Below are 12,704 nucleotides of genomic sequence, written 5' to 3' on the forward strand. Positions count from 1 at the left end.
ATGACGATTTCAGCAGGCGCGGGAACGCCGGATATCAGGCAGTTGCATAAATTTGGCGGCAGTAGCCTGGCGGATGCACGCTGCTATCAGCGTGTGGCCAGTATTATGGCGGACTACAGCCAGCCGGGCGACATGATGGTGGTGTCGGCGGCAGGCTCGACCACCAACCAGCTGATTAGCTGGCTGAAGCTCAGCCAGAGCGATCGGTTGTCTGCGCACCAGGTGCAACAGGCTTTACGGCGTTATCAAAGCGAGCTGATTAGCGCGCTGCTGCCTGCTGAGATCGCTGAACCATTAGTCTCGGCATTCATCCGCGATCTGGAGAAGCTGGCCGCCCTGCTGGATGGCACGCTGACGGATGCGGTGTATGCCGAAGTGGTCGGGCACGGTGAAATCTGGTCGGCCCGCCTGATGGCCGCGGTGCTGAGCCAGCGTGATATGCAGGCCTGCTGGCTGGATGCGCGCGATTTTCTGCGTGCTGAACGGGCCGCGCAACCGCAGGTGGATGAAGGCAAGTCGTGGCCACTGCTGCAAACCCTGCTGGCACAACATCCGCACAAGCGCATCGTGGTGACCGGCTTCATCAGCCGTAACGACGCCGGTGAAACGGTGCTGCTCGGACGTAACGGTTCCGACTATTCCGCGACGCAGATTGGCGCGCTGGCGGGCGTCGGTCGCGTCACCATCTGGAGCGATGTGGCCGGCGTGTACAGTGCCGATCCGCGTAAAGTGTCGGATGCTTGTCTGCTGCCGTTGTTAAGGCTGGATGAAGCCAGTGAACTGGCGCGCCTTGCCGCCCCGGTGTTGCATACCCGCACACTGCAGCCGGTCTCGGGCAGCGACATTGATCTGCAACTGCGCTGCAGCTACCAGCCGGAGCAGGGTTCAACCCGCATTGAGCGCGTACTGGCTTCCGGTACCGGCGCCCGTATCGTGACCAGTCACGATGACGTTTGCCTGATTGAGATTCTGCTGCCGGAACAGCACGATTTCAGCCTGCTGCATAAAGAGATCGATCTGCTGCTGAAGCGCGCTCAGCTACGTCCGCTGGCGGTGGGTGTGCATCCCGACCGCCAACTGCTGCAGCTCTGCTACACCTCAGAAGTGGTCAACAGCGCTTTTTCGCTGCTCCAGGATGCCGGTCTGCCGGGCCATCTGCAACTGCGTGATGGGCTGGCGCTGGTGGCGCTGGTGGGCGCGGGCGTCACCCGCAATCCGCTGCATACCCACCGTTTCTGGCAGCAGTTAAAAGACCAGCCGGTAGAGTTTATCTGGCAGTCAGAAGAGCACATCAGCGTGGTGGCGGTGCTGCGCGTCGGTCCGACCCGTCATCTGATCCAGGGATTGCACCAGTCGCTGTTCCGGGCGGAAAAGCGCATTGGCCTGATGCTGTTCGGTAAAGGTAATATCGGTTCGCGCTGGCTGGAACTGTTTGCCCGTGATCACGAAAACCTGTCGGCTCGTACCGGATTTGAATTTGTGCTGGCCGGTGTGGCCGATAGCCGCCGTAGCCTGCTGAGTTACGACGGACTGGACGCCAGCCGGGCGCTGGCCTTCTTTGATGATGAAGCGGTAGAACGTGATGAAGAATCGCTGTTCCTGTGGATGCGGGCGCACCCGTTTGACGACTTAGTGGTGCTGGATGTCACGGCCAGCACGCCGCTGGCGCAGCAGTACCTCGATTTCGCCAGTCACGGTTTTCACGTCATCAGTGCCAATAAGGTAGCGGGCGCGTCGGACAGCCAGACGTGGCGGCAAATCCGCGATGCCTTTACCAAAACCGGCCGTCACTGGTTATATAACGCCACGGTAGGGGCTGGCCTGCCGATTAACTACACGGTGCGCGATCTGCGCGACAGCGGCGACACTATCCTGGCGATCAGCGGCATCTTCTCTGGCACGCTGTCGTGGCTGTTCCTGCAGTTTGACGGCACGGTGCCGTTCACCGAGCTGGTGGATCAGGCGTGGCAGCAGGGTTTAACCGAGCCCGATCCGCGCGTCGATCTCTCCGGACAGGACGTGATGCGTAAGCTGGTGATTCTGGCGCGTGAAGCGGGATACGACATCGAACCGGATCAGGTTCGGGTTGAATCTCTGGTGCCGGATAACGGCCAGCAGGGTTCGATCGACCATTTCTTTGAAAATGGTGAAGAGTTGAATGAGCAGATGCTGCAACGACTGGAAGCTGCGCAGGAGCTGGGCTTAGTGCTGCGCTATGTTGCCCGTTTTGATGGCAACGGCAAAGCCCGGGTCGGCGTCGAAGCCGTGCGACCGGAGCATCCGCTGGCCGCATTGTTGCCGTGCGATAACGTTTTTGCCATTGAAAGCCGCTGGTATCGTGATAATCCGCTGGTGATCCGCGGTCCGGGTGCGGGACGTGATGTCACAGCGGGCGCCATTCAGTCAGATATCAATCGCCTGGCGCAACTGCTGTAATCCTTTCTTCTCAGGCGCTTCGGCGCCTGTTCTCGTCTTTAATCCACACCCATCATGAATTACCTTCAGGTTGAATGAAAATTTATCACCGCCGTTGATCATTTTTTAGTTGACGCTGATGCTGGATTCGGTCATTTTGAACATCTGGACGTCTAAACGTATGGATGTTTACAGATCGACAGTTAACCGATGTGATCGATGAGGATGCAGGATGAGTTTCTTTCATGCCAATCAGCGCGAAGCGCTAAACCAGAGCCTGGCAGAGCTGAACGGGCAAATTAATGTCTCATTTGAATTCTTTCCGCCGCGTACCAGCGAAATGGAAGCGACGCTGTGGACCTCAATCGATCGCCTGAGCAGCCTGAAACCAAAATTCGTCTCTGTCACCTACGGCGCGAACTCTGGCGAGCGCGATCGTACCCACAGCATCATCAAAGGGATTAAAGATCGCACCGGTCTGGAAGCCGCGCCGCATCTGACCTGTGTCGATGCCACGCGAGAAGAGTTACGCACCATCGCGCAGGATTACTGGAACAACGGTATCCGCCATATCGTGGCGCTGCGCGGTGACCTGCCGCCAGGCGGCGGTAAGCCAGAAATGTATGGCTGCGATCTGGTCTCGCTGCTGAAAGAGGTTGGTGATTTTGATATATCGGTTGCGGCTTATCCGGAAGTCCACCCGGAAGCCAAAAGCGCGCAGGCCGATCTGATTAACCTGAAGCGCAAAATTGATGCCGGCGCGAACCGGGCGATCACCCAGTTCTTTTTCGACGTCGAAAGCTATTTACGCTTCCGCGATCGCTGTGTGTCGACCGGTATCGACGTAGAGATCGTGCCCGGTATTCTGCCGGTGTCGAACTTTAAACAGCTGCAACGCTTCGCCACGCTGACCAATGTACGCGTGCCGGGCTGGATGAATGCAATGTTTGCCGGGCTGGATGATGATGCTGAGACGCGCAAAATGGTAGGTGCCAACATCGCGATGGATATGGTGAAGATTCTGTCGCGCGAAGGCGTGAAAGATTTCCACTTCTACACGCTGAACCGTGCCGAAATGAGTTATGCCATTTGCCACACTCTGGGGGTGCGTCCCGCCGTCGCGGCCGCCTGATTCGACCGCTCCAGCCAATAAAAAAGTCGGGCTTATCCCGACTTTTTTGTTATCAGTAGCAGGCGCTAATACCGCGCCTGCACCGGCTTAACCGGTATTGCGCATGCCGGCTGCCACACCCGCAATGGTCACCATTAATGCCTGCTCTACGCGTGCATCCGGCTCATCACCACGGGCTTCCTGAGCACGTGAACGATGCAGCAGTTCCGCCTGCAGCACGTTAAGAGGATCGGTATAGACGTTACGCAGCGCAATCGACTCAGCAATCCACGGCTGATCGGCCATCAGGTGAGAGTCGTTAGCAATGGTCAGTACCGCTTTGATATCCGCATCCAGCTGGTCGCGCAGCTGTTTGCCCAGCGGCCAGAGTGATTTTTCGACCAGCCGCTGATCGTAATATTCCGCCAGCCACAGGTCGGCTTTCGAGAACACCATCTCCAGCATGCCGAGGCGGGTGGAAAAGAACGGCCAGTCGCGGCACATCGCTTCCAGCTGATCCTGATGGCCCGCCGCCATCGCCTGTTGCAGCGCCGCACCGGCACCCAGCCAGGCAGGGAGCATCAGACGGTTTTGCGTCCAGGCGAAAATCCATGGAATCGCACGCAGCGACTCTACGCCGCCGGTCGGACGACGCTTGGCCGGACGTGAGCCCAGCGGCAGTTTACCCAGCTCCTGCTCCGGTGTCGCTGAACGGAAGTAAGGCACAAAATCTTCGTTTTCACGCACATAGCCACGATACATCGCACAGGAGTCGGCAGAGAGCTGATCCATGATGTCGCGCCATTCGCGTTTTGGCTCCGGCGGCGGCATCAGGTTCGCTTCGAGAATCGCGCCGGTGTAGAGCGACAGGCTGGCGATGGTGACTTCCGGTAAACCATATTTGAAGCGGATCATCTCGCCCTGTTCGGTGACGCGCAGGCCGCCACGCAGGCTGCCCGGTGGCTGTGACAGCAGAGCCGCATGTGCCGGTGCGCCGCCACGGCCAATGGTGCCGCCGCGTCCGTGGAACAGCGTCAGCGAAATCCCGGCTTTTTCACAGGTTTTGATCAGCGCATCCTGCGCCTGATACTGCGCCCAGCTGGCTGCCATGACGCCGGCATCTTTCGCCGAGTCAGAATAGCCAATCATCACCATCTGTTTGCCCTGAATAAAGCCGCGATACCAGTCAATGCTCAGCAGCTGGCTCATCACATCGTTGGCATTATTCAGGTCATCGAGCGTTTCAAACAGCGGTGCCACCGGCATGGCATAGTTGATGCCCGCTTCTTTCAGTAACAGGTGAACCGCCAGCACGTCAGACGGCGTTTTCGCCATTGAGATAACGTAAGCGGCGATCGAGCCCTGTGGGGCTTCAGCCGCAACGCGGCAGGTTTCCAGCACTTCGCGCGTCTCATCGCTGGGTTCCCAGCTGCGCGGCAGTAGCGGACGTTTTGAATTCAATTCGCGGATCAGGAAGGCCTGTTTGTCCGCTTCGGACCAGCTTTCATAATCGCCGAGGCCGAGATAGCGGGTCACTTCCGCAATGGCTTCGGTATGACGGGTGCTCTCCTGGCGCAGGTCGATACGCACCAGCGGCACGCCAAAGCACTTCACGCGGCGCAGCGTATCCAGCAGCTGGCCGTTGGCGATGATGCCCATGCCGCACTGCTGCAGTGACTGATAAATGGCATACAGCGGATCCCACAATTGGTCGTTGGAGACCAGCAGGTCCGCCGGACGCGGCAGACGTTCGCCTTTCAGTCGACGTTCAAGGAATGCCTGCGTGGTCATCAGCTGACTGCGCAGACGTTTCAGGATCATCCGGTAAGGTTCCAGCGCGTCCGGATCGCCGCTCAGTTCGCGCACTTCTTCGCTGCACTCCGACATCGACAGCTCAGAGATCAGCACGCCAATGTCACGCAGGAACAGATCGGCCGCTTTCCAGCGACTCAGTTGCATCGCGTGGCGGGTAATGGCGGCTGTGACGTTAGGGTTGCCGTCACGATCGCCGCCCATCCATGAGGTGAACTGCACCGGCACGAAATCGACCGGCAGTTTAATCCCGAAGGCTTCTTCGACCTGCTCGTTCAGCTCGCGCAGAAAAGCCGGAACGCCTTCCCATAAGCTGTTCTCGACCACGGCGAAGCCCCATTTGGCTTCATCAATCGGGGTCGGACGATATTTGCGGATCTCGTCGGTATGCCAGGCCTGCGCCACCAGCTGGCGCAGACGGCGCATAATCTGGTTACGTTCGTAATCGGAAATGTCACTGTGATCGAGTTGCTTGAGGCAACTGTTGACCTCCACCAGCTTGTGAATCAGCGTGCGGCGGGTGATTTCGGTCGGGTGCGCAGTCAGCACCAGCTCCAGCGACAGCGACTCAATCGCCTCACGGATCGCGGTTTCGCTGATGTCTTTCTGCTGTTTCAGGGTTTCGAAGGTCTTTTTCAGCAGTTCAGGATGGTTTGCGCCTTCACCGCTGTGCGAGATGGTCTGGTACTGCTCAGCCACGTTGGTGAGGTTCAGAAACTGGCTAAACGCGCGGGCCACCGGCAGTAACTCGTCATTGGAGAGGTTTTGCAGCGTATTAAGCAGTTCCTTACGATGAGTGTCATTACCTGCACGGGATGACTTGGAGAGCTTACGGATGGTTTCCACCCGGTCGAGGATGTTCTCGCCCAGCGCATCCTTAATCGTATCCCCGAGCAGTTTGCCGAGCATACTGACATTACTTCGCATTGCGGAATATTGTTCGTTCATTGGACCCTGACACCCTTATCGTCTTGAAAAACTTCTACACCCGACCCTTTTCAGGCAGCAGAAAAAGCAGCAACTTTATCTTCCCGGTAATGTACGGGGAATTTGCTCAGTTGCCGCCTGTCTGCAATCTGAAAATATCTGGATAGTTACCCGGTGGGCATAACAACGTCTTTTATCTAGCCACGTAAACCTGTCCACGTCAAATGCGTTAAAGTGGGGCGAACGTGCGGCTAACTAACCGAAATTCATGGAATTTATTTGGGACGGAGCGGGATAAGTTATTCTTATTGTTAAATCCCGCAGAATGACCGGGCATTTTACTGATATCACAGTGAAATGCCCCATTTGCTGTTAATCAGTGACAAAAATGCTGCACAACCTGACTGATAAGCGCCCGCGTCGGCTTAATAAATGCGGTATCAATAAATTCGTCTGGCTGATGCGCCTGATTGATCGAGCCCGGTCCCAGTACCAGCGTCGGGCAGAGCTGCTGAATAAAGGGTGCCTCGGTGCAGTAGTTCACCACTTCGGTTGGCGTACCGAGTAATTTCTCGACCACGCTGACCAGTTCATGGTTCGCCGGGCATTCGTAACCCGGAATCGGCGGATGCAGCTCTGCGACCGTCACACGGCCAGGCCAGCGTGCACTGACCGGGGCCAGCGCGTCGTTCAGCAGTCCATCCAGATCGCTGAGCGATAAGCCCGGCAACGGCCGGATATCCATATGCAGTTCACAGCAGGCGCAGATGCGATTAGCCGCATCGCCACCGTGAATATGCCCGAAGTTCATCGTGGGATAGGGAATAGCGAAACCATCGTGGTGATAGCGCTCTTTTAGCGTATTGCGCAGTTGCATCAGATGGGTGATCGATTCATGCATCAGTTCAATGGCGTTGACGCCGCGCGCCGGATCGCTGGAGTGGCCCGACTTGCCTTCAATACGGATCACGTTCGACAGGTGCCCTTTGTGTGCGCGAACCGGCTTGAGTGAGGTCGGTTCGCCAATGATGGCGCAATCCGGACGCAGCTGGGTCGATTCAGAAAAGTATTTAGCGCCGGCCATGGTGGTCTCTTCATCGGCGGTGGCGAGGATGTAGAGCGGCTTGCTCAGCGTCGTGACATCCACATCCCGCAGCGTATCGAGAATAAAGGCGAAGAAGCCTTTCATATCTGCGGTGCCGAGGCCGTAGAGTTTGTTGTCGTGCTCGGTCAGGGTAAAGGGATCGCGGGTCCAGCGGCCATCGTCGAACGGCACGGTGTCAGTATGACCGGCTAACAGCAGCCCGCCTGCGCCGTCACCGGTCCGGGCCAGCATATTAAATTTATTGCGGGTGCCGGGCACCGGCTGAACTTCAACGCTGAAGCCGAGGTCGCGAAACCAGCCAGCCAGCAAATTGATTAAAGTTTCATTACTCTGGTCCAGTGCGGCATCGGTTGCGCTGATTGACGGTGTGGCGATCAACTGGCGGTAGAGTTCGATAAAAGGCGGTAATTTTGTCTTCACTGTTGACGGTCCTTGAGTTAGGATGTATCAATATTCATGCATTAATAGTGAATAAAAATACATTAACGTCGTCTGCATGTGAACCTTAAATCGCTGCAAACGACATTGTGGGCAACGGGGCAAGGCCGCGACCCGGAACGTGTGACTGTAAAAAGGGTTACAGCCTGATGTTGAATACGCTGATCGTGGGTGCCAGTGGTTACGCTGGCGTAGAGCTCGCCACCTTCCTGAATCGCCATCCAGATATCAACATAACCGCTTTAGCGGTTTCGGCGCAAAGTCCCGATGCGGGTAAGCGCTTGTCCGATCTGCATCCGCAGCTGAAAGGGGTGGTGGATCTGCCGCTACAGCCGTTGAGCCATGCGGCGGAATGGGCAGATAAAGTGGATGTGGTTTTTCTGGCGACGGCCCATGAAGTCAGCCACGATCTGGCTCCGGAATTTCTCAAGGCCGGTTGTGTGGTATTCGACCTGTCCGGTGCCTTCCGCGTCAATGATCCCGCGTTTTATACCCGCTTCTATGGCTTCACCCATCAGCATGGCGACTGGCTGGATAAAGCGGTCTATGGCCTGGCGGAATATCAGCATCAGCAGATTAAGCAGGCACAGCTGGTGGCCGTGCCGGGTTGTTACCCGACGGCGGCCCAGCTGGCGCTGAAACCGCTGGTGGAGGCGGGCCTGCTGAATACGGCACAGTGGCCGGTGATCAACGCCACCAGCGGCGTGAGCGGCGCAGGGCGTAAAGCCAGCGTCGGCACCAGCTTTTGCGAAGTCAGCCTGCAGCCTTACGGTCTGTTCAACCATCGTCATCACCCGGAAATCGTGGCGCATCTTGGTACGCCGGTGATTTTCACGCCGCATCTGGGCAACTTCCCGCGCGGTATTCTGGCGACGATAACCTGCCGGTTAAATCCGGGCGTGAGCCGCGAAGACGTGGCGGCAGTGTTCCAGCGCGCGTATCACGATAAGCCACTGGTCCGGCTCTACGAGCAGGGCGTTCCGGCACTGAAAGCGGTGGTGGGTCTGCCTTATTGCGACATCGGTTTTGAGGTACAGGATGAGCACCTGATTGTGGTGGCCGCCGAAGATAACCTGCTGAAAGGCGCCGCGTCGCAGGCAGTCCAGTGTCTGAATATCCGCTTCGGCTTCCCTGAAACCACCTCACTGACCTAACGGACGAGTAAACCATGACCAATCCATTGATTATCAAGCTGGGCGGTGTGCTGTTAGACAGCGAAGAAGCGCTGGCCCGTCTGTTTGATGCGCTGCTGACTTATCGCAGTGCCCATCAGCGTCCGCTGATTATTGTTCACGGTGGCGGTTGCCTGGTGGATGAGCTGATGAAAAAGCTGGCGCTGCCGGTGAAGAAAAAGAACGGCCTGCGCGTCACGCCGGCCGATCAGATCGACATTATTACCGGTGCGCTGGCGGGAACTGCCAACAAAACCCTGCTGGCGTGGGCCAAAAAAACCGGCATCAACGCGGTTGGCCTCTGCCTTGGCGATGCCGGCATGGTTAACGTCACCCCGTTTGATGAAGAACTGGGCCACGTGGGTCACGCCATGCCGGGTAACCCGGCGCTGATGAACACCCTGCTGGCCGCTGGTTATATGCCGGTCGTCAGTTCTATCGGCATCACTGACGACGGCGAACTGATGAACGTCAACGCCGACCAGGCTGCGACGGCGCTGGCATCGACCCTTGGCGCTGATTTAGTCTTGCTGTCAGACGTCAGCGGTATTCTCGACGGCAAAGGTCAGCGCATCGAAGAGATGACCGCCGACAAAGCTGAGCAGCTGATTACCCAGGGCATTATTACCGATGGCATGATTGTGAAGGTGCACGCTGCGCTGGATGCGGCGCGTACGCTGGGCCGCCCGGTGGATATCGCCAGCTGGCGTCACGCTGAGCGGTTGCCTGACCTGTTTAACGGCGTGCCGATTGGCACCCGGATTCTCGCTTAACGACTCTGATTCAAGGATTACGAAATGCAAACGCAAGGCATCAAAAAAATCGTTCTGGCTTACTCCGGTGGTCTTGATACTTCCGCCATCATTCCGTGGCTGAAAGAGAACTACGGCGGCTGTGAGGTGGTGGCGTTTGTGGCCGATATCGGTCAGGAGCGCAGCGATCTTGAAGGCGTAGAGAAGAAAGCGCTGCAGTCCGGTGCCTCTGAGTGTCACGTGGTTGATCTGCGTGAAGAGTTCATCAGCGATTACGTTTACCCGGTGCTGCAGACCGGCGCTCTGTATGAAGGCACCTATCTGCTGGGCACCTCGATGGCGCGTCCTATCATCGCGAAAGCTCAGGTTGAGCTGGCGCTGAAAGTGGGTGCGGATGCACTCTGTCACGGTGCCACCGGTAAAGGTAACGATCAGGTGCGTTTCGAAACCACCTACACCGCGCTGGCTCCGCAGCTGAAAGTGGTCGCGCCATGGCGTGAATGGAATCTGCGGTCGCGTGAAGCGCTGCTGGACTACCTGAAAGAGCGCAACATTCCGACCACCGCGTCGCTGGAAAAAATCTACAGCCGCGATGAAAACGCCTGGCACATCTCCACCGAAGGCGGCGTGCTGGAAAGCCCGGCTAATGCACCGAATAAAGATTGCTGGGTCTGGACCGTCGATCCTTTAGAAGCGCCGGATCAGCCGGAAGAAGTCACCGTGACCGTTGAAAAGGGTCGGGTAGTGGCAGTGAACGGCGAAAAACTGAGCCCGTTCCAGTGTCTGGAAAAACTCAACGTGATCGGTGCGAAACACGGTGTGGGCCGGATCGATATCGTTGAAAACCGTCTGGTCGGCATCAAGTCCCGTGGATGCTATGAAACCCCAGGCGGCACCATCATGGTTAACGCGCTGCGTGCGGTTGAGCAGCTGGTACTGGATCGCGATAGCTTCAAATGGCGTGAGCAGCTGGGTCAGGAGATGTCTTACGTGGTCTACGACGGCCGCTGGTTCGCACCGCTGCGTAAGTCAATTCAGGCCGCTGCGGAATCACTGGCTGAAGAAGTGAATGGCGAAGTGGTGTTGCAGCTCTACAAAGGTCAGGCCACGGCGACGCAGAAGCGTTCACCGAACAGCCTCTACTCCGAAGAGTTCGCGACCTTCGGCGAAGACGAAGTTTACGACCATCGTCATGCTGGCGGATTTATCCGTCTGTTCTCGCTCTCTTCGCGCATCCGCGCCCTGAACGAGCAGAAGAAGTAATTCTCAGGCGAGGTACGCCTCGCCTCACCGTTTGAGATCAGGGGCGGCATTTATGCCGCCCTTTGTTTAACGATTTGAAGGAGTTTTCCCATGGCACTTTGGGGTGGACGGTTTACCCAGGCAGCAGATCAACGTTTCAAACAGTTCAACGATTCGCTGCGCTTCGATTACCGCCTGGCGGAGCAGGACATCATGGGTTCTGTCGCCTGGTCCAAAGCGCTGGTGACGGTGAATGTCCTGACCCAGGATGAGCAGCAGCAGCTGGAAGCAGCATTGACTGCCTTGCTGGCGGAAGTGCGCGCCAATCCTGAGCAGATTTTGCAGAGCGATGCTGAAGATATCCATAGCTGGGTAGAAAGTCAGCTGATCGACAAAGTCGGTGCGCTGGGCAAAAAACTGCACACCGGCCGTAGCCGTAACGATCAGGTCGCTACCGATCTCAAGCTGTGGTGCAAAATGCAGGTCGACGCGCTGCTGAGCGCAACGCGTGAGCTGCAGCAGGCGCTGGTTGCGACCGCAGAAGCGAACCAGGATGCAGTGATGCCGGGTTACACCCATCTGCAGCGGGCGCAGCCGGTTACGTTTGCGCACTGGTGTCTGGCCTATGTCGAAATGCTGGCGCGTGATGAAAGCCGCCTGCAGGATACCCTGAAACGGCTGGATGTCAGCCCGCTGGGCTGCGGCGCGCTGGCGGGTACCGCCTACGAAATCGATCGTCAGCAACTGGCGGGCTGGTTAGGTTTCGCCTCGGCGACCCGCAACAGTCTGGATACGGTTTCTGACCGCGACCATGTGCTGGAGCTGCTCTCTGACGCCGCGATCGGCATGGTCCATCTGTCACGCTTCGCCGAAGATATGATCTTCTTCAACACCGGTGAAGCGGGCTTTATCGAACTGTCCGACAAGGTGACCTCCGGCTCTTCACTGATGCCACAGAAGAAAAATCCGGATGCGCTGGAGCTGATCCGGGGCAAATGCGGCCGGGTACAGGGCGCACTGACCGGCATGATGATGACGCTGAAAGGTTTGCCGCTGGCCTATAACAAGGATATGCAGGAAGACAAAGAGGGATTATTCGACGCGCTCGATACCTGGCTCGACTGCCTGCATATGTCGGTGCTGGTGCTGGATGGCCTGCAGGTGAAGCGTCCGCGTTGTCAGGAAGCGGCCGAGCAGGGCTACGCCAACTCTACTGAACTGGCGGATTATCTGGTGGCCAAAGGGGTTCCGTTCCGTGAAGCGCACCACATTGTCGGAGAAGTGGTGGTAGAGGCGATCAAACAGGGCGTGGCGCTGGAAGCGCTGACACTGGCGCAGTTACAGCCGTTCAGTGCAGTCATTGAAGAGGATGTCTATCCGATTCTGGCACTGCAATCCTGTCTGGATAAGCGTAATGCGCAGGGTGGCGTTTCACCGCAGCAGGTTGCTCATGCCCTCAGCGAGGCAAAGCAGCGCCTGGCATAAAAAACAGACTGGCAAAGCGCTTGCTTTGCCAGTCTTGCAGCTGTCAATCCTCTCCCGTGCCTGTTCATCATTCTTATCTTTTATCTGCAGTTTACCCCCACACTTATAACGCCCCCGGCACAGTACTTAACAGAATGTCAGGAGGATGTGGTTTGCGTATAAACGCGCTCTTTTAACACTCGAAATAACATTTGCCCGTTTTATGGAGTTTTTACTATTTCTTAAGCTAAAAAATGAAGCTACTT

Annotated in this window: 8 protein-coding genes; 6 read left to right on the forward strand and 2 right to left on the reverse strand. The window is 57.2% G+C overall.

All coding sequences use genetic code 11. From position 1 onward, the window contains the following. Positions 1-2,436, forward strand: a complete 2,436-nt coding sequence (locus tag ACLIBF_RS00895; RefSeq protein ID WP_046289525.1) for a bifunctional aspartate kinase/homoserine dehydrogenase II — start codon at positions 1-3, stop codon at positions 2,434-2,436. Positions 2,437-2,647: 211 nt separating this feature from the next. Continuing rightward, positions 2,648-3,547: a methylenetetrahydrofolate reductase gene (gene metF / locus ACLIBF_RS00900; protein ID WP_031377644.1), complete on the forward strand. Its 900-nt coding sequence runs from the start codon at positions 2,648-2,650 to the stop codon at positions 3,545-3,547. 87 nt (positions 3,548-3,634) lie between these two features. Here metF and ppc read toward each other — a convergent pair whose 3' ends face one another. Together ppc and argE are read right to left on the reverse strand one after the other, a co-directional pair. Next, positions 3,635-6,286 (reverse strand): phosphoenolpyruvate carboxylase, encoded by a 2,652-nt coding sequence (gene ppc / locus ACLIBF_RS00905; protein ID WP_046289526.1) that lies wholly within the window; start codon positions 6,284-6,286, stop codon positions 3,635-3,637. Between the two features lie 355 nt (positions 6,287-6,641). Further along, complete coding sequence (argE, locus tag ACLIBF_RS00910) at positions 6,642-7,790, reverse strand: acetylornithine deacetylase (protein ID WP_031377643.1); 1,149 nt, start codon at positions 7,788-7,790, stop codon at positions 6,642-6,644. Between the two features lie 167 nt (positions 7,791-7,957). On the opposite strand from argE, the gene argC reads away from it, so the two are divergent. From argC to argH, 4 genes are all read left to right on the forward strand, one after another. After that, a complete protein-coding gene (argC, locus tag ACLIBF_RS00915; RefSeq protein WP_031377642.1) occupies positions 7,958-8,962 on the forward strand; it encodes an N-acetyl-gamma-glutamyl-phosphate reductase in 1,005 nt (334 codons plus the stop codon). Positions 8,963-8,976: 14 nt separating this feature from the next. After that, complete coding sequence (gene argB, locus ACLIBF_RS00920; RefSeq protein WP_031377641.1) at positions 8,977-9,753, forward strand: acetylglutamate kinase; 777 nt, start codon at positions 8,977-8,979, stop codon at positions 9,751-9,753. A 24-nt stretch (positions 9,754-9,777) separates the two neighbouring features. Further along, positions 9,778-10,995, forward strand: coding sequence for an argininosuccinate synthase (locus ACLIBF_RS00925; protein WP_031377640.1), 1,218 nt, complete (start codon positions 9,778-9,780; stop codon positions 10,993-10,995). 90 nt (positions 10,996-11,085) lie between these two features. Further along, the gene (argH, locus tag ACLIBF_RS00930) at positions 11,086-12,459 is read left to right on the forward strand and encodes an argininosuccinate lyase (RefSeq protein WP_069729885.1); all 1,374 of its coding nucleotides are present in this window, start codon (positions 11,086-11,088) and stop codon (positions 12,457-12,459) included. Positions 12,460-12,704: the final 245 nt, after the last annotated feature.

The organism is Pantoea sp. PGP6, assembly GCF_053474785.1.